General features: G+C 43.6%; 1 protein-coding gene. It reads left to right on the forward strand.

All coding sequences use genetic code 11. The annotated features are described in order from the left end of the window. Nucleotides 1–87: 87 nt before the first annotated feature. On the forward strand, nucleotides 88–1,230 hold the full coding sequence (locus VB775_RS15715; protein WP_281005925.1) for a transposase: 1,143 nt from the start codon (nucleotides 88–90) through the stop codon (nucleotides 1,228–1,230). The last annotated feature ends 28 nt before the right edge of the window (nucleotides 1,231–1,258 follow it).

Genomic DNA, 1,258 nt, shown 5'->3' on the forward strand with positions numbered 1-1,258 from the left:
CTGAGATCTTGCACCATTCAAGAAAAGGGGTTGCAGAAAGAGCAAAAATGTGAAAAAAAGGGCGTAGTAGTAAATTAAATAACGATCATGGAAAGCATCGTTAAGCACGCCCAAGGGCTAGTTTATAGCCTTCTGTGTTTGATGCCAAGTGTGTATCAAAAAGCAAGTCTCAATGCAATATTGGGACTATTCCTCGAAGCACAAGGACATCCCTATCCAGAACATACACAGATAAAATCAGCGAGTGCGTTGAGTCGATTTCTCAACCACTATAACTGGTCAACAAGAGGACTAATTCGAGCGACACGTCAGGCTATTTTGGGACAAATCGCCAAGCATCGTCCATCGAAACAAGTGCCATTAAAGATACTGATAGACTTGACGACCCTAGAAAAATGTGGCAAGTTTCTACATTTGAGTAATCCCACCAAAGATGAACCCGACCCATGGGTGAGAATACTAAACGGCAAGCGAGGACTACATCTGGTTGTACTGTATCTGGTCTATGGAGAGTGGCGCGTGCCATGGAGTTTTAGAGTATGGCGAGGTAAAGGATACCCCAGTCCCTCTGAGTTAGCTTGTAAGTTATTGAGGACAGTCCCCAAGCAACTAACCCAAGGCAGGACTGTGATTGTCCTTGCCGATACTGAGTTTAGTACAGTGAAGTTTTTCAATGCAGTCCGAGCCAAGTCTTGGCGCATCGTTGTCGGTGTCCGCAACAATCGTAAACTTCAAGATGGACGCACCGTCAAACAACTTTATCGTCATGGCAAACGTGGACAACAAATTTTGCTAGAAGGGCTAACTCAGCCTTTGACGATCTCTTGGTTCTGGCTCAAAAGAGCCGATAGTAAACGGGAGTTACGTTTTGTTGTCTCTTCTCATCCTTATTCTGGTGCTTATCTGGTGATGTTAGGGCGTAAGCGTTGGGCAATTGAGGGATTCTTCAAAACCATCAAACATCGCTTTGGCTTGCATTGTTTTGGGCAATCGACAAAACTTGGTGTTTATCGTTGGCTTATCCTCTCTCTGCTTTCTTATCTTTTGGCTCATTGGATTGATCAATGGTCGATTCCTCCCATCTTGGACTGGAAAGCTACTTGTGATTTAACTCTTTCAGTTTTATTCCCTTCTGTCCTTTGGTTGAAACTTCTCAGGTATCTTCAAATTAGTGCCGATATTGCTGCTCGTCATGGCTTTGAAATTATTCTCAAACCCATTCCCACTTAACTCTTTTAGGAATGGTGCAAGATCTCAG

The sequence above is a fragment of the Pseudanabaena sp. CCNP1317 genome (genome assembly GCF_034931345.1).
GTDB classification, from domain to species: Bacteria; Cyanobacteriota; Cyanobacteriia; order Pseudanabaenales; family Pseudanabaenaceae; genus Pseudanabaena; species Pseudanabaena galeata.

Coding starts and splice junctions, on each gene's coding strand:
- VB775_RS15715 (WP_281005925.1), top strand. CDS start 88: ATGGAAAGCATCGTTAAGCACGCCCAAGGGCTAGTTTATAGCCTTCTG.